The following is a 14929-nucleotide window of genomic DNA, read 5'->3' on the forward strand; positions in this document are numbered from 1 at the left end:
GCGACTGGCCGCCCCCTGTGCGCTCCCTGCGCTATGCCAGGCATAACGCAGACGATTAACCGGGAGCGCAATGTGCGCTGAAGCCACGGATAACATAAAGGACTTCCCGGGGCGAAACCGTTGCAAACCGATTGCTGTATCAATGGCTAAAGGGTCGGCCAACAGAGCGCCAGCGGTCTATTTTTCGCTATCACGCCGGGAAATCTCCCTGTTGACGCGCCACCAGGGTCAGAATGGAATACAGCGCCACCGCCTGCTGGTGCTGGTTGAAAATCTCCACCGCCCATTCCACCACGCCGGTGGCTTTCTCATCGGCGCTGCGCTGACGTTTGACCGTTTTCCGCTTACAGGTGAGGCGAACCTGAATGGTGTCGCCCGGTTTGACCGGCTCAATAAAGCGCAGGTTTTCCATCCCGTAGTTGGCGATAACCGGCCCGACGCCGGCATCGACGAACAGCCCGGCCGCGGCGGAGATCAGGAAATAGCCGTGGACCACCCGCTCGCCAAAAATCGACTCGGCGGCGGCGATTTTGTCCATGTGCGCGTAGAAATGATCGCCGCTCAGGCAGGCGAAGTTAACGATATCCGCTTCGGTCAGGGTTCGGCGCGGGGTTAATAAGCTGTCGCCAGGCTGAATCTCTTCGAAATATTTGCGGAACGGGTGAATACGGTCTTCGTTCACCTGGGCGCCGCGCACCCACTGTTGACCGATGGTCGCCAGCATCGTTGGGCTGCCCTGGACCGCGGTACGCTGCATATAGTGTTTCACCGAACGCAGCCCGCCAAGCTCTTCTCCGCCGCCAGCGCGGCCGGGGCCGCCGTGCACCAGCTGCGGCAGCGGCGAGCCGTGGCCGGTTGACTCGACCGAGGACGCCTCGTTCAGTATCTGAATACGGCCATGGGCGCGGGCGGCGCCGAGGATAAACTCGCGCGCCAGCTCGCCGCTGGCGGTGACCAGCGTCCCCGCCAGACTGCCGCCGCCGGCGCGCGCCAGCGTCAGCGCATGCTGGCGGTCACGATACGGCATCAGCGTCGCCACCGGACCAAAAGCTTCAATGGCGTGAACCGCCGGCGTTTCATCCGGCTGTGAGCAGTACAACAGGGTCGGCGGGAAAAATGCGCCGGCCGCGCTGAGATCCGCCTCTCCACCGAGCAGTACTTCGCAGCCAGCGGCTATCAGCTTATTGACGCTCTCCTGTACGTCCTGACGCTGTTCGCTATTAACCAGGGCCCCCATCTTAACGCCCTCCTGCGCAGGGTCACCGACGGTTACTTTATGCAGGCGGGAGATCAGTGCATCGCTAACCGCATTAATCTGAGCCAGTGGCACAATGATTCTGCGGATAGCGGTACATTTTTGCCCGGCTTTCGCCGTCATCTCGCGGACCACTTCCCGAATAAACAGCGCGAATTCCGGTTGCTCCGGAGTGACGTCTTCGCCTAACACGCAGCAGTTGAGTGAATCTGCTTCCATGGTAAAGGGAATGGATTTGGCTACCAGGTTAGGGTGCGCCCGTAGCTGCTGGCCGGTGGCGGCTGACCCGGTAAAGGTCACCACGTCCTGGCTATCGAGGTGGTCGAGCAGATCGCCCGCGCCGCCGCAAATCAGGCTGATGGCGCCCTCCGGCACCAGGCCGCTGTCGACAATCGCTTTCACCATTGCCTGGGTGAGCTGGGCGGTAGCGGTGGCCTGTTTAATGATCGCCGGCATACCGGCAAGCCACGTGGGCGCCAGTTTTTCCAGCATTCCCCAGCAGGGGAAGTTGAAGGCGTTGATATGGACGGCGACGCCTGATTTTGATGTCAGCACATGACGCGCGGCAAAACCGCCCTGTTTGGAGAGCGGGATGAGCTCGTCTTCCGGCCACAGGATATCGTCCGGTAATTCTCGACTACCGAGCCCGGCATAGGTGAAAAGGGTACCGATACCGCCTTCAATATCCACCCAACTGTCGGCGCGAGTGGCGCCGGTTTGCGCGGAGATGGCGTAGAACTGGTCTTTCTGCTCCAGCAGGTGTTTCGCCACCGCTTTCAGCATCGCGCTGCGTTCAATAAAGGTCATCGCCTGCAGGGCTTTACCACCGCGCTCAATCGCGAAGCGGCGCGCCTGCGCCATATCCAGGCCTTCACTGGTCACCTCCCAAAGCGCCGCGCCGGTGATGGCGTGATGGATAGTACGGGCGCGGCCCCGGCCGGTCTGCCAGGCGCCGGATAAGTAGCTGGCTAACTGCTGCATCGCAAATCTCCAAATATGTTACGTGTGATATCTATAAATAGTTCTTTTATGAATCATAAAATGCAAGCCTATATTTAATAAATTATTAACATTGTGATCGCGACGGGGTTACGCATAATGCTTAACTTACTGTATTTATTGTGGTTTACAAAAGGTTTTGCGGAGATTATCACAAAAAGAGCAAACAAAATTTGTGGTTTTATTTAACCAATATGTAACCTTCAATAAACAAAGTGATTCACATAAATGTTTTTGTTGTGAATATCGGAATCATAAAGGTGATGACGTGACAGAAGAACAACGCTTTGACCAGCGCATCGCGCAGGAAACGGCCATCGAACCGCAGGACTGGATGCCGGATGCCTACCGTAAGACCTTGATTCGGCAGATAGGCCAGCACGCGCACTCGGAGATCGTCGGCATGCTGCCGGAAGGCAACTGGATCACCCGCGCGCCGACGCTGCGCCGCAAAGCGATCCTGTTGGCTAAGGTACAGGATGAGGCTGGACACGGGCTGTATCTCTATAGCGCCGCGGAAACCCTTGGCTGCGCCCGGGAAGACCTGTATCAGAAGATGCTCGACGGGCAGATGAAATACTCCTCCATTTTTAACTACCCGACCCTCAGCTGGGCGGATATCGGCGTGATCGGCTGGCTGGTCGATGGCGCGGCCATCGTCAACCAGGTGGCGCTGTGCCGGACCTCCTACGGCCCCTATGCCCGGGCGATGGTCAAAATCTGCAAAGAAGAGAGCTTTCACCAGCGTCAGGGTTTTGAAGCCTGCATGGCGCTGGCGCAGGGCAATGACGCGCAGCGGCAGATGCTGCAGGACGCCATTAACCGCTTCTGGTGGCCGGCGCTGATGATGTTTGGCCCTAACGATGACAACTCGCCGAACAGCGCCCGCAGCATGGCGTGGAAAATCAAACTGCACTCCAACGACGAGCTACGTCAGCGCTTCGTCGACAATACCGTGCCGCAGGTAGAGATCCTCGGTATGACCGTCCCGGACCCGGATTTGCAGTTTGATGAAGCCAGCGGCCACTACCGCTTCGGCGAAATCGACTGGCAGGAATTTAACGAGGTGATTAGCGGCCGTGGCATTTGCAATCACGAGCGGTTGGCCGCCAAGCGTAAGGCCTGGGAAGAGGGCGAATGGGTGCGCGAAGCCGCGCTGGCCCATGCGCAAAAACAGCAGGCCCGCAGCGCGGCATGAGGAGAGACAACATGAGCAAAGTTTACTGGCCGTTATATGAAGTGTTCGTTCGCAGCAAACAGGGGTTATCCCATCGTCACGTCGGCAGTCTGCACGCCGCCGATGATCAAATGGCGCTGGAGAATGCCCGCGATGCCTACACCCGCCGCAGCGAAGGCTGCTCAATTTGGGTGGTGAAGGCCAGCGAAATCGTTGCTTCGCAGCCGGAAGATCGCGGCGAATTCTTCGACCCGGCGGAAAGCAAAGTCTACCGTCATCCGACTTTCTATACCGTGCCGGACGGCATGGAACATATGTGAGGCGGCGATGAATAACCCTAACCCCGTAGCCACCTACGCCCTGCGGCTTGGCGACAATGGTCTGGTTCTGGCCCAGCGTTTAGGCGCCTGGTGCGGACATGCTCCCGAGCTCGAGATCGATCTTGCGCTGGCCAACATCGGCCTCGACCTGCTCGGCCAGGCCCGCAATTTTTTAAGCTATGCCGCCGAGCTTAACGGCTGCGGCGACGAAGATACGCTGGCTTTTGGCCGCGATGAGCGCCGGTTCAGCAACCTGCTGCTGGTGGAGCAGCCAAACGGCAATTTTGCCGACACTATCGCCCGCCAGTTCTTTATCGACGTCTGGCATGTCGCCCTGTTCAGCCGGCTGGTGAACAGCCGCGACGCGCAGCTGGCGGCCATTGCCGCTAAAGGGCTGAAAGAGGTGCGTTACCACCAGCGCTTTAGCCGCGGCTGGCTGGAGCGTCTGGGTAACGGCACCGAATTATCAAATCGCAAAATGCAGCAGGCGGTCGACAATCTGTGGCGCTTCACCGGCGAACTGTTCCTGGCTGATGAAGTGGAGCTCAGCCTGGTTGAGCAGGGCATTGCGGTTGATCCGCGTGAACTGCAGGCCGAATGGCCAAGCGCGGTACACACGGCGCTTCTCGACTCCGGCTTACAGATCCCGCAGGAAGCGGCCTTCCGCAGCGGCGGCAAACAGGGGCTGCACAGTGAACATCTCGGCCCGCTGCTGGCGGAGATGCAGTATCTGCAGCGTTCGCATCCCGGACTGCAGTGGTAAGTGAGGTGACTATGCAATGTCTTGCCGATATCGCTCCTGCAGAGGTTCGCACCATCTGGGGATTATTAAGCGCGATCCCGGATCCGGAAGTGCCAGTACTCACCATCACCGACCTTGGTATGGTGCGCAGCGTCGCGCGCCATGGCGACGGCTGGGTGATTGGCTTTACCCCGACCTATTCGGGCTGTCCGGCGACGGAGCATCTGCTGGGGGAGATCCGCACGGTCATGAGCGAGCATGGCTTTCAGCCGGTACATATCGTCCTGCAGCTGGATCCGCCGTGGACCACCGACTGGATGAGTCAGGATGCCCGCGAGCGCCTGCGCCAGTACGGCATCAGCCCGCCCCAGGGGCACGCCTGCCATGCGGATATGCCCGCTGAGGTGAGCTGTCCGCGCTGCGGCAGCGCCCATACCTCGCTGATTAGCGAATTCGGTTCCACGGCCTGCAAAGCGCTCTATCGCTGCGACAGCTGCCGGGAACCTTTTGATTACTTTAAATGTATTTGAGGTTGCCATGACGACGTTCTATTCGCTTAAGGTGGCGAGAGTCGAGCCGGAAACCCGCGATGCGGTGACCATCGCTTTTGCGATCCCGCAAGCCCTGCAGGCGGAATACTGTTTTCGCCCGGGCCAGCATCTGACGCTAAAAGCCCGTCTGGGCGGCGAAGAACTGCGCCGCTGTTACTCCATTTGTCACAGCCGCACGCCAGGCGAAATTAGCGTCGCGGTCAAAGCCATCGACGGCGGACGCTTCTCGCGCTACGCCCAGCACGATATCCAGCAGGGTATGGAGCTGGAGGTGATGGTGCCGCAGGGGCATTTCGGTTATCAACCGCAGGCCGAACGGCAGGGAGAATATCTGGCGATTGCCGCCGGCTCCGGGATCACGCCGATGATGGCGATCATTAGCGCGACGCTGGCGACCGAGCCGCAAAGCCGCTTTACGCTGATCTACGGCAACCGCAGCAGCCATAGCATGATGTTCCGCCAGGCGCTGGCCGATTTAAAAGACCGCTATCCGCAGCGCCTGCAGGTGATCCACCTGTTTAGCCAGGAGTCGATGGACAGCGATCTGCTACAGGGGCGCATTGACGGCGACAAACTGCGCCAGCTCGCTGATCATCTGCTGGATTTCAGCCGTTTCGACGAGGCCTTTATCTGCGGGCCGGCGGCGATGATGGACGAGGCGGAAGCGACGTTACGTGAACTTGGCGTAGCGGAGAAATCGATTCATCTCGAACGCTTTAATACACCAGGCGGCAATGTGAAGCGGGCCGCTGGAGTGCAGGCGGAAGGGCGCACGGTGACCATCCGCCAGGACGGGCGCGATCGGCTTATCGCCCTCAGCGCCGAAGACGACAGCATCCTGGATGCCGCATTGCGTCAGGGCGCCGATCTGCCGTTCGCCTGTAAGGGCGGGGTATGCGCCACCTGTAAATGCAAAGTGCTGCGCGGTGAAGTGGCGATGGCCGCCAATTACAGCCTGGAAGCGGATGAGCTGGCGGCGGGCTACGTGCTGAGCTGCCAGTCGCTGCCGACAAGCGGCGATGTGGTGGTCGACTTTGACGCGCGGGGGATGGCATGAGTGACCTGCTGATCCACCGTCATGGCCGGGTGCTTCAGTTGACGCTGAACCGCCCGCAGGCCCGCAACGCGCTGAACAATGCCTTATTAACCCAGATTGCCGAGGCGCTGGAGGCGGCGGCAGTTGATGACAGCGTCGGCGTCTGCGTTATTCGCGGTAACGCGCGTTTTTTCGCCGCCGGGGCTGACCTCAATGAAATGGCGGAAAAAGATCTTCCTGCCACCCTGGATGATATTCGCCCACGGTTATGGGCGCGAATCGATGCTTTTACTAAGCCGCTCATCGCCTCGGTCAACGGCTACGCGCTCGGCGCCGGCTGCGAGCTGGCCCTGCTGTGCGACCTGATTGTCGCCGGGGACAATGCCCGCTTTGGCCTGCCGGAAATTACCCTCGGCATAATGCCGGGCGCGGGCGGCACCCAGCGGCTGATCCGCAGCGTTGGCAAGGCGCTGGCCAGCCGGATGGTGCTGAGCGGCGAGAGTATTGACGCCCGCCAGGCGCAGCAGGCCGGGCTGGTCAGTGATATCCATCCGGCGGCGTTAACCGATGAGTATGCCCTGCAGCTGGCAACCACCATTGCCCGCCATTCGCCGCTGGCGCTACGGGCGGCAAAACAGTCGCTGCGCCTGGCGCAGGAAGTCAGCCTGCAGGCCGGTCTGCAACAGGAGCGCCAGCTGTTTAGCCTGCTGAGCGCCACCGAGGACCGCCGCGAAGGCATCGACGCCTTCTTACAAAAACGTACCCCGGAATTTAAAGGACGCTAATCGTGGAAGCTTTCATTCTCAGCGCAGTGGAACAGGGCGTCATGACCATTACCCTCAATCGCCCGGACCGCCTTAACAGTTTTAACGACCTGATGCATCACCAGCTGGCGGAATGTCTGAAGCAGGCCGAGCGCGATGATGGCGTGCGCTGCCTGCTGATAACCGGCGCCGGCCGCGGTTTTTGCGCCGGCCAGGATTTGAACGACCGCAATGTCGACCCCAGCGGCCCGCCGCCGGATCTTGGCATGTCGGTAGAACGCTTTTACAACCCGTTAGTGCGCCGTCTGGCGGCGCTGCCGAAACCGGTCATCTGCGCGGTTAACGGCGTGGCCGCCGGCGCGGGCGCTACCCTGGCGCTGGGCTGCGATATCGTGCTGGCCGCGCGTTCGGCCAAATTTGTGATGGCGTTCAGCAAGCTCGGCCTGGTGCCGGACTGCGGCGGCAGCTGGTTCCTGCCGCGGGTGGCCGGCCGTGCGCGCGCGATGGGGCTGGCGCTGCTGGGCGACAGCCTCAGCGCGGAACAGGCCGCGCAGTGGGGGATTATCTGGCAACTGGTGGACGATTCAGAACTGGCGGATACCAGTCTGCAACTGGCGCGCCATCTTGCGGCGCAACCGACGTTTGGTCTTGGGCTGATTAAAAAGGCGCTGCTGGCTTCTGAAACCAACAGTCTCGACGCGCAGCTGGACCTGGAGCGCGATTATCAGCGTCTGGCCGGGCGCAGCGATGATTACCGCGAAGGGGTCAGCGCGTTTCTGGCCAAACGGCCACCACAGTTCAGCGGGAAATAGATGATGACGACATCCTTAGTCAACGTGGCGGTGATCGGCAGCGGCACCATGGGGGCCGGCATCGCCGAAGTGGCTGCCGCCGCCGGGCATCCGGTGCGTATTTTTGATATTAACCCTAAGGCTGTAGACCTGGCGATAGAGGGTATCGCCGGGCGTCTGGCGTCACGCGTTGCGCGGGGCAAACTGGCGTCAGAGCAGGCCGACGCGCTGCTGGCGCGCCTGCATCCGGCCCACGATTTAGCCGCACTTGCCGATGCAGATTTAGTGATCGAAGCGGCCTCTGAACGGTTGGAGGTCAAAACGGCTCTATTCGCGCAGCTGGCGGCGATCTGCGCGCCGTCAACGCTGTTGACCAGTAATACCTCGTCTATTTCGATTACCGCTATCGCCGCCGGGGTCAAAAACCCGGAGCGGGTGGCCGGACTGCACTTTTTTAATCCGGCGCCGGTGATGAAGCTGGTCGAGGTGGTGAGTGGTCTTGCGACCTCCACAGAAGTGGTGGAGCAGCTGTGCCAGTGCGTAAGCGGCTGGGGGAAACAGCCGGTACGCTGCCGCTCAACGCCGGGATTTATCGTTAACCGCGTAGCGCGTCCGTTCTACGCTGAGGCCTGGCGCGCGCTGGAAGAACAGGTTGCCGCCCCGGAGGTTATCGATGCCGCTTTGCGTGACGGCGGCGGTTTTCCGATGGGACCGTTGGCGCTGACTGACCTGATTGGCCAGGACGTCAACTTCGCCGTGACCTGTTCGGTGTTTAACGCCTTCTGGCAGGACCGCCGCTACCTGCCATCGCTCCTCCAGCAAGAGCTGGCGCTGGCCGGGAGGCTGGGTAAAAAGAGCGGTCACGGCGTCTATCGCTGGCCCGCGGAGACGCAGCCGGACGCGGCACTGCCGCCGGTAATGATAGGTGCTGAATCCGTTACCGTCAGAAGTGACAACGTCACTGAATTAGACGATGTCTTGCTGCTGGAGACTGAAGGCGAGACCGCCCTGGCGCTGAGTATTAAGCATCACCGCCCGGTGGTGGTGTATGACCTGTGCGCCAGCGATACGGTGGTGCTGGCCGCAGCGGCAACCAACACGCCTGCGGCCACTGATAAGGCCGTGCATTACTTCCAACAGCAGGGCAAGAAAGTGCTGCGTATTGCCGATTATCCCGGCCTGCTGGTGTGGCGCACGGTGGCGATGCTGATTAACGAAGCGCTGGATGCGGTGCAAAAAGGCGTCGCCAGCCCGCAGGATGTCGATACCGCGATGCGCCTTGGCGTGAACTATCCGCATGGCCCGCTGGCATGGGGAGAACGCCTTGGCTGGCGGCGGGTGCTGCAACTGCTGGAGAACCTGCAACACCATTATGGCGAGGAGCGCTATCGCCCCAGTTCCCTGCTGCGCCAGAAGGCGCTGATGGAGAAGCACCATGAGCAATGATCCGTGGCGCAACGCGCGCGTGATGTACGAAAAAGATACCTGCGCCAGAAAGATGGGGATCGAACTTATCGAAATGGACGACGGTTTTGCGCAGATGAGTATGACCGTCTCGGCGGACATGCTTAACGGCCATCAAACCTGTCACGGTGGTCAGCTATTTACGCTTGCCGATACCGCTTTCGCCTACGCCTGTAACAGCCAGGGGCTGGCGGCGGTGGCCTCGGCGGCAAGCATTGATTTTCTTCGTCCGGCGTTTGCCGGCGACCGGCTGGTCGCCACCGCCAGAGTCAAACAGCAGGGCAAGCTGACCGGCGTCTACGACATCGAAATTGTTAATCAACAGCAAAAGATTGTGGCCCTGTTCCGCGGCAAATCGCACCGCATCGGCGGCACAATCACGGGAGACGTGTAATGCGCGACGCCTTTATTTGTGACGGGATCCGTACGCCGATTGGCCGCTACGGCGGCGCGCTGGCCAGTGTGCGCGCCGACGACCTGGCGGCAATCCCGCTGCGTGAGCTCCTGAGTCGTAATCCCGGGCTCGACCCGGCAGCAATTGATGATGTGATTTTCGGCTGTGCGAATCAGGCCGGGGAAGATAACCGCAACGTGGCGCACATGGCGACGTTGTTGGCCGGTTACCCGCATACCGTGCCGGGCACCACGATTAACCGCCTGTGCGGATCGGGTCTGGATGCCATCGGCTTTGCCGCCAGGGCGATCAAAGCCGGCGATGCCGATCTGCTGATTGCCGGCGGCGTGGAATCGATGTCGCGTGCGCCTTTCGTGATGGGAAAAGCCAGCGCGCCGTACCAGCGTCAGGCGGAACTCTTTGATACCACGATTGGCTGGCGTTTTGTGAACCCGCTCATGGCGCAACACTTCGGAACTGACAGCATGCCGGAAACGGCCGAGAATGTAGCTGAATTGTTAAATATCAGCCGGGCCGATCAGGACGCTTTCGCCTGGCGCAGCCAGCAGCGCGCGGCGCAGGCCCAGCGCGACGGCATTCTGGCGCAGGAGATTGTGCCGGTGCAGATTGTCGGCCGGAAAGGGGCGGTTAGCGACGTGCGCGAGGACGAGCATCCGCGCCCGGAAACGACGCTTGAGCAGCTGGCGAAACTGAAAGCGCCGTTCCGCCAGGGCGGCGTCATTACTGCGGGCAATGCTTCCGGCGTCAACGATGGCGCCGCGGCGCTGATCATCGCCAGCGAACAGCAGGCCGCTATCCAGGGGCTCACGCCGCGGGCGCGTATCGTGGCGATGGCGACGGCGGGTGTCGAACCGCGCCTGATGGGACTGGGGCCGGTACCGGCGGTGCGTAAAGTGCTGGAGCGGGCGGGACTCAATATTAACGATATGGATCTGATTGAGCTGAATGAGGCCTTCGCCGCCCAGGCGCTGGGGGTGCTCAGACAGCTCGGCGTGCCGGACGATGCGGCGCACGTAAATCCCAACGGCGGCGCCATCGCGTTAGGCCATCCGCTGGGCATGAGCGGCGCGCGGTTAGCGCTGAGCGCCAGCCTTGAGCTGCAACGCCGGGGCGGGCGCTATGCGCTGTGTACTATGTGTATTGGCGTGGGTCAGGGCATTGCCATGATCCTCGAGCGAGTGTGAGCTAATTTACCTGCGAGTACCCTACAATGATAACTACTACAAAATTAGATCCGATTGAAACCGCATCGCGTGACGAACTGCAGGCCCTGCAAACCCAGCGCCTGAAATGGACGCTCAAGCATGCGTACGAAAATGTGCCGATGTATCGCCGCAAATTCGACGCCGCCGGCGTGCACCCTGACGACTTTCGGGAATTAAACGATCTGCAAAAATTCCCCTGCACCACCAAACAGGATCTGCGCGACAACTATCCCTTCGATACCTTCGCGGTGCCGATGGAGCAGGTGGTGCGCATTCACGCCTCTTCCGGCACCACCGGCAAACCGACGGTGGTGGGATATACGCAAAACGATATTGATAACTGGGCCAATATTGTCGCCCGTTCGCTGCGCGCGGCCGGTGGCTCAGCAAAAGATAAGATTCACGTCGCCTACGGCTACGGCCTGTTTACCGGCGGCCTTGGCGCGCACTACGGCGCGGAACGTTTGGGCGCGACGGTGATCCCGATGTCCGGCGGACAGACCGAAAAACAGGCGCAGCTGATCCGCGATTTCCAGCCGGATATGATCATGGTGACGCCGTCCTACTGTCTGAATCTGATTGAAGAGCTGGAGCGCCAGATGGGCGGCGATGCCCGCGGCTGTTCATTGCGGGTCGGCGTCTTTGGCGCTGAGCCGTGGACGCTGGCGATGCGCGCGGAAATCGAGAGCCGGCTGGGGATCACCGCCCTGGATATTTACGGTTTGTCGGAAGTCATGGGACCGGGCGTAGCGATGGAGTGTCTGGAAACCGTTGACGGCCCGACTATCTGGGAAGACCACTTCTTCCCGGAAATCGTCAACCCGGACGACGGTACGCCGCTGGAAGATGGCGAGCATGGTGAGCTGCTGTTTACCACCCTGACCAAAGAAGCGCTGCCGGCGATTCGCTATCGTACCCGCGATCTGACGCGCCTGCTGCCGGGAACCGCGCGGACCATGCGCCGCATGGATCGCATCAGCGGACGCAGCGACGATATGCTGATTATCCGCGGGGTTAACGTCTTCCCCTCGCAACTGGAAGAGGAGATCCTCAAGTTTGAACATCTGGCGCCGCACTACCAGTTAGAGGTCAATCGCCGCGGTCATCTGGATTCGCTGGCGGTGCGCGTTGAGCTGAAAGAGAGCGGGCTGGCGCTGAGTCATGAACAACGCTGCCAGATTTGCCATCAGTTGCGTCACCGCATTAAGTCGATGGTCGGGATCTCCACCGATATTACTATCGTCAACTGCGGCAGCATTCCGCGCTCGGAAGGGAAAGCCTGTCGGGTATTCGACCTGCGAAAAGCGGTGGTTAGCGGTTAATCCTCTCTCCGGCTGCGTGGCTGCGCGGCAGGCACCCGGCTGAAGCGTTTGCGCCGTCAGCCGGGGAGTTTCCTGTGCTATGATTCATAAAGGAAAAATATAACAACAGAATGAATCAGATGAGTAAACTCGACGCCTTTATTCAACAAGCGGTGACGGCGATGCCGATCAGCGGCACGTCATTAATTGCCTCGCTGTATGGCGACGCTTTATTACAACGCGGTGGGGAAGTGTGGCTGGGCAGCGTCGCGGCGCTGCTGGAAGGATTAGGCTTCGGCGAGCGCTTCGTACGCACCGCGCTGTTTCGCCTCAATAAAGAAGAGTGGCTTGATGTTGTCCGCATCGGCCGGCGCAGCTTCTATCGCCTGAGTGATAAAGGGTTGCGCCTGACCCGGCGCGCGGAGCATAAAATTTATCGCGCCAGTGCCCCGGAATGGGACGGTACCTGGCTGCTGCTGCTTTCGGAAGGCCTGGAGAAAAATGTGCTCGCCGACGTTAAAAAGCAGCTGCTGTGGCAGGGGTTTGGCGCGCTGGCGCCGAGCCTGCTGGCCTCGCCGTCGCAAAAGCTGGCGGACGTCCAGTCTCTGCTCCACGAAGCGGGCGTCGCTGAAAATGTCATCTGTTTTGAAGCCCATTCGCCGCTGGCGCTCTCCAGAGCGGCCCTGCGCAGCCGGGTGGAGGAGTGCTGGCATCTCACCGAACAAAATGAGATGTACGAGGCGTTTATCGCCTTGTTCCGACCTCTACTGCCGCTGCTGCGCGATTGCGACCCGTCAGAGTTGACGCCGGATCGCTGTTTCCAGATCCAACTGCTCCTTATCCATTTCTATCGCCGGGTGGTGCTCAAAGACCCGCTGCTGCCGGAAGAGCTCCTGCCGGCGCATTGGGCAGGGCAAACCGCCCGCCAGCTGTGTATCAATATTTATCAACGCGTGAGTCCCGGCGCGCTGGCGTTCGTCAGCGAGAAAGGTGAGAGCTCGGTGGGCGAGCTCCCGGTGCCGGGTCCGCTCTATTATCAGCGCTTTGGCGGTTTGCCGGGCGCATAAGGAGGTTGCATGCCGATATATCAGATTGATGGACTGACGCCGGTGGTGCCGGAGGAGAGTTACGTTCACCCGACCGCGGTGTTGATTGGCGACGTGATCCTCGGCAAAGGGGTCTATGTTGGGCCCAACGCCAGCCTGCGCGGCGACTTCGGGCGCATCGTGGTCAAAGACGGCGCCAATATTCAGGATAACTGCGTGATGCATGGCTTCCCCGGCCAGGATACGGTGGTGGAAGAGGAGGGCCATATCGGCCACGGCGCTATTCTGCACGGCTGCGTGATTGGCCGCAACGCGCTGGTGGGCATGAGCGCGGTGATTATCGATGGGGCGGTCATTGGCGAAAACAGCATTGTCGGCGCTTCGGCCTTTGTCAAAGCCAACGCCGAGATGCCCGCCAACCATCTGATTATCGGCAGCCCGGCAAAAGCGATTCGCACCCTGAGCGAACAGGAGCTGGCGTGGAAAAAACAAGGTACCCGTGAATACCAGGCGCTGGTGGAACGCTGTAAGCAGACGCTGCACCAGGTGGAGCCATTACGGGAAGTCGAAGCAGGGCGTAAGCGGCTGGCGTTTGATGAAAACCTGCGGCCAAAAGCCGCAACCTGAGGGGTAAAATTATGGCAGAGAAATTATCCGCTCACTGTCACTGCGGTGCGGTGGCGTTTACCGTGGAACTCAGCGACGGCTTCAACACCGTTCGGCGCTGTAACTGCTCATATTGTCGCATGCGTGGGGCGGTCGCGGTCTCTTCGCCGCGTTCAGGAATAGAGGTGGTACGCGGAGGGGATAAGCTCACAGAGTATCGTTTTAATACAGGGGAAGCCGTGCACTTTTTCTGCTCGGTATGCGGGATCTACACCTTTCATCAACGGCGATCAAACCCAGAGCAGTATGGGGTGAATGTGGCCTGCATTGACGGCGTTTCGCCTTTCGATTTCCCTTGCGTGGAGGTCAACGACGGCGTGAATCATCCAAAGGATGGCGGCGGAGGCGTGGTGGGGTATTTACGCTACGAGAAAAAGTAAAACTCTCCTCCCGCAGGAAGCGAGAGGAGTGAAATATTAGGCTGCAACCACGCTGTCGATGGCCGCTTTCGCGTCAGACTGCGCTTTGGCCGCGACTTCCGGGCCGTAAGCGATACCTTCGGCGAACACAAAGTTCACGTCGGTGATGCCGATGAAGCCGAGGAAGGTGGACAGGTATGGGGTGACCAGGTCGGTCGGAGTATCTTTATGGATACCGCCGCGGCTGGTAACGACGACCGCGCGTTTACCGGTTACCAGACCTTCCGGCCCTTTCTCGGTGTAGCGGAAGGTGACGCCGGCGCGAGCCACCAGGTCGAAATAGTTTTTCAGCTGCGTCGGGATGTTGAAGTTGTACATCGGCGCAGCGATAACAATCACATCGTTGCCTTTCAGTTCGGCGATCAGCTCGTCGGAAAGGGCCAGCGCTTCCTGCTGACGCGGAGTCAGCGGCGCGTCGCTCGGACGCAGGGCGCCAACCAGTTCGCCATCCAGAACCGGGATCGGATTGGCGGCCAGGTCTCGCACGGTGATCTCATCGCCAGGGTGTTTTTCCTGCCATTGTTCAACAAAATAGTCGGAAAGCTGACCAGATTGTGAGTACCCTGCCAGAATACTGGATTTCAGAACTAATACTTTGCTCATGGGTGTTTCCTTTTTTTAATGTGATTGACGGGTCAATGCCCTGGTGCTTGTTGACACTGTATTCACAATCGCGCCACAGAGATAGCGCAATATATCGAATCCTATGTTCAGATTTTTTGAACAAGGCACGAATGACACAGATGTGGTACTCTAAGGCAATACTTCAAAAGAGATT

The 14929-nt window shown here is 60.0% G+C and carries 16 protein-coding genes; 14 read left to right on the forward strand and 2 right to left on the reverse strand.

Annotated features, from left to right (window positions below):
* Nucleotides 1-190: 190 nt before the first annotated feature.
* Complete coding sequence (paaZ, locus tag HMPREF3140_RS14165) at nucleotides 191-2236, reverse strand: phenylacetic acid degradation bifunctional protein PaaZ (protein WP_070553015.1); 2046 nt, start codon at nucleotides 2234-2236, stop codon at nucleotides 191-193.
* Nucleotides 2237-2522: 286 nt separating this feature from the next.
* Here paaZ and paaA point away from each other — a divergent pair, with 286 nt between their 5' ends.
* The 14 genes from paaA to HMPREF3140_RS14235 all read left to right on the forward strand — a co-directional run bounded on the left by paaA (nucleotide 2523) and on the right by HMPREF3140_RS14235 (nucleotide 14112).
* The gene (paaA, locus tag HMPREF3140_RS14170; RefSeq protein ID WP_004176377.1) at nucleotides 2523-3452 is read left to right on the forward strand and encodes a 1,2-phenylacetyl-CoA epoxidase subunit PaaA; all 930 of its coding nucleotides are present in this window, start codon (nucleotides 2523-2525) and stop codon (nucleotides 3450-3452) included.
* Between the two features lie 11 nt (nucleotides 3453-3463).
* Nucleotides 3464-3751, forward strand: a complete 288-nt coding sequence (gene paaB / locus HMPREF3140_RS14175) for a 1,2-phenylacetyl-CoA epoxidase subunit PaaB (protein WP_002902768.1) — start codon at nucleotides 3464-3466, stop codon at nucleotides 3749-3751.
* A gap of 7 nt (nucleotides 3752-3758) precedes the next feature.
* On the forward strand, nucleotides 3759-4514 hold the full coding sequence (gene paaC, locus HMPREF3140_RS14180) for a 1,2-phenylacetyl-CoA epoxidase subunit PaaC (RefSeq protein ID WP_070553016.1): 756 nt from the start codon (nucleotides 3759-3761) through the stop codon (nucleotides 4512-4514).
* 11 nt (nucleotides 4515-4525) lie between these two features.
* On the forward strand, nucleotides 4526-5023 hold the full coding sequence (paaD, locus tag HMPREF3140_RS14185) for a 1,2-phenylacetyl-CoA epoxidase subunit PaaD (RefSeq protein WP_004212295.1): 498 nt from the start codon (nucleotides 4526-4528) through the stop codon (nucleotides 5021-5023).
* A 7-nt stretch (nucleotides 5024-5030) separates the two neighbouring features.
* Nucleotides 5031-6101: a 1,2-phenylacetyl-CoA epoxidase subunit PaaE gene (paaE, locus tag HMPREF3140_RS14190; RefSeq protein WP_032411424.1), complete on the forward strand. Its 1071-nt coding sequence runs from the start codon at nucleotides 5031-5033 to the stop codon at nucleotides 6099-6101.
* Nucleotides 6098-6865 (forward strand): 2,3-dehydroadipyl-CoA hydratase PaaF, encoded by a 768-nt coding sequence (gene paaF / locus HMPREF3140_RS14195; protein WP_004176372.1) that lies wholly within the window; start codon nucleotides 6098-6100, stop codon nucleotides 6863-6865. The genes paaE and paaF overlap by 4 nt, the downstream gene beginning before the upstream one ends.
* A gap of 2 nt (nucleotides 6866-6867) precedes the next feature.
* The gene (gene paaG / locus HMPREF3140_RS14200; RefSeq protein WP_004140117.1) at nucleotides 6868-7656 is read left to right on the forward strand and encodes a 2-(1,2-epoxy-1,2-dihydrophenyl)acetyl-CoA isomerase PaaG; all 789 of its coding nucleotides are present in this window, start codon (nucleotides 6868-6870) and stop codon (nucleotides 7654-7656) included.
* On the forward strand, nucleotides 7657-9081 hold the full coding sequence (gene paaH / locus HMPREF3140_RS14205; RefSeq protein ID WP_165454725.1) for a 3-hydroxyacyl-CoA dehydrogenase PaaH: 1425 nt from the start codon (nucleotides 7657-7659) through the stop codon (nucleotides 9079-9081). It abuts the gene before it with no gap.
* Nucleotides 9071-9493 carry a hydroxyphenylacetyl-CoA thioesterase PaaI gene (paaI, locus tag HMPREF3140_RS14210; protein ID WP_002902876.1) on the forward strand — a complete coding sequence of 141 codons (423 nt, stop codon included), beginning with the start codon at nucleotides 9071-9073 and terminating at the stop codon, nucleotides 9491-9493. Before paaH ends, paaI begins: the two co-directional genes overlap by 11 nt.
* A complete protein-coding gene (pcaF, locus tag HMPREF3140_RS14215) occupies nucleotides 9493-10698 on the forward strand; it encodes a 3-oxoadipyl-CoA thiolase (RefSeq protein WP_014907683.1) in 1206 nt (401 codons plus the stop codon). Before paaI ends, pcaF begins: the two co-directional genes overlap by 1 nt.
* A gap of 26 nt (nucleotides 10699-10724) precedes the next feature.
* Entirely contained in the window at nucleotides 10725-12041 is a 1317-nt protein-coding gene (paaK, locus tag HMPREF3140_RS14220; RefSeq protein WP_032411425.1) for a phenylacetate--CoA ligase PaaK, read from the forward strand.
* Between the two features lie 119 nt (nucleotides 12042-12160).
* Complete coding sequence (paaX, locus tag HMPREF3140_RS14225; RefSeq protein ID WP_004194367.1) at nucleotides 12161-13087, forward strand: phenylacetic acid degradation operon negative regulatory protein PaaX; 927 nt, start codon at nucleotides 12161-12163, stop codon at nucleotides 13085-13087.
* Nucleotides 13088-13096: 9 nt separating this feature from the next.
* Nucleotides 13097-13693, forward strand: a complete 597-nt coding sequence (paaY, locus tag HMPREF3140_RS14230; protein WP_002902883.1) for a phenylacetic acid degradation protein PaaY — start codon at nucleotides 13097-13099, stop codon at nucleotides 13691-13693.
* Between the two features lie 8 nt (nucleotides 13694-13701).
* Nucleotides 13702-14112 carry a GFA family protein gene (locus tag HMPREF3140_RS14235; RefSeq protein WP_024622993.1) on the forward strand — a complete coding sequence of 137 codons (411 nt, stop codon included), beginning with the start codon at nucleotides 13702-13704 and terminating at the stop codon, nucleotides 14110-14112.
* A gap of 36 nt (nucleotides 14113-14148) precedes the next feature.
* Here the strand turns inward: HMPREF3140_RS14235 and azoR are convergent, their stop codons facing one another.
* The gene (azoR, locus tag HMPREF3140_RS14240) at nucleotides 14149-14754 is read right to left on the reverse strand and encodes an FMN-dependent NADH-azoreductase (RefSeq protein ID WP_002902889.1); all 606 of its coding nucleotides are present in this window, start codon (nucleotides 14752-14754) and stop codon (nucleotides 14149-14151) included.
* Nucleotides 14755-14929: the final 175 nt, after the last annotated feature.

Origin of the sequence: Klebsiella sp. HMSC16A12 (assembly GCF_001808265.1) — a bacterium.
GTDB lineage: Bacteria > Pseudomonadota > Gammaproteobacteria > Enterobacterales > Enterobacteriaceae > Klebsiella > Klebsiella pneumoniae.

What these genes read in the sequence shown, in the direction of transcription:
- paaZ (WP_070553015.1), bottom strand. Translation starts at nt 2,236, where the DNA reads ATGCAGCAGTTAGCCAGCTACTTATCCGGCGCCTGGCAGACCGGCCGG.
- paaB (WP_002902768.1), top strand. Translation starts at nt 3,464, where the DNA reads ATGAGCAAAGTTTACTGGCCGTTATATGAAGTGTTCGTTCGCAGCAAA.
- paaC (WP_070553016.1), top strand. Translation starts at nt 3,759, where the DNA reads ATGAATAACCCTAACCCCGTAGCCACCTACGCCCTGCGGCTTGGCGAC.
- paaD (WP_004212295.1), top strand. Translation starts at nt 4,526, where the DNA reads ATGCAATGTCTTGCCGATATCGCTCCTGCAGAGGTTCGCACCATCTGG.
- paaE (WP_032411424.1), top strand. Translation starts at nt 5,031, where the DNA reads ATGACGACGTTCTATTCGCTTAAGGTGGCGAGAGTCGAGCCGGAAACC.
- paaF (WP_004176372.1), top strand. Translation starts at nt 6,098, where the DNA reads ATGAGTGACCTGCTGATCCACCGTCATGGCCGGGTGCTTCAGTTGACG.
- paaH (WP_165454725.1), top strand. Translation starts at nt 7,657, where the DNA reads ATGATGACGACATCCTTAGTCAACGTGGCGGTGATCGGCAGCGGCACC.
- paaI (WP_002902876.1), top strand. Translation starts at nt 9,071, where the DNA reads ATGAGCAATGATCCGTGGCGCAACGCGCGCGTGATGTACGAAAAAGAT.
- pcaF (WP_014907683.1), top strand. Translation starts at nt 9,493, where the DNA reads ATGCGCGACGCCTTTATTTGTGACGGGATCCGTACGCCGATTGGCCGC.
- paaK (WP_032411425.1), top strand. Translation starts at nt 10,725, where the DNA reads ATGATAACTACTACAAAATTAGATCCGATTGAAACCGCATCGCGTGAC.
- paaX (WP_004194367.1), top strand. Translation starts at nt 12,161, where the DNA reads ATGAGTAAACTCGACGCCTTTATTCAACAAGCGGTGACGGCGATGCCG.
- paaY (WP_002902883.1), top strand. Translation starts at nt 13,097, where the DNA reads ATGCCGATATATCAGATTGATGGACTGACGCCGGTGGTGCCGGAGGAG.
- azoR (WP_002902889.1), bottom strand. Translation starts at nt 14,754, where the DNA reads ATGAGCAAAGTATTAGTTCTGAAATCCAGTATTCTGGCAGGGTACTCA.